At 56.6% G+C, this 212-nt stretch carries 1 protein-coding gene; it reads left to right on the top strand.

Annotated features, from left to right (window positions below; all coding sequences use genetic code 11):
- Positions 1-208: sensor histidine kinase (locus tag PA598K_RS36370; RefSeq protein WP_376739053.1), on the top strand; the 208-nt coding region annotated here is incomplete at its 5' end.
- Positions 209-212: the final 4 nt, after the last annotated feature.

Here is a 212-nt window from a genome sequence, read left to right as displayed (position 1 = left end):
GAAGGACGACGGCGTCGGCTTCGAGCAAAACGAGGATATCCGATCGATCGACAAAAACCCGTTTTTCCAGAGCGGATACGGGCTGCGCAATGTCGATGAACGGATCAAGCTGGAGTACGGCGACGACTCCAGCCTGCGCATCAGCAGCGAGCGCGGCGTAGGGACAACTGCCCTCATCACGCTAAATCTGACCCGTTATTTGTTGTAGTGGC

The organism is Paenibacillus sp. 598K, assembly GCF_003851045.1.
Lineage (GTDB): Bacteria > Bacillota > Bacilli > Paenibacillales > Paenibacillaceae > Paenibacillus_D.
The sequence above is the reverse complement of the archived record's forward strand: the minus strand, read 5'-3'. Positions and strand labels throughout refer to the sequence as shown.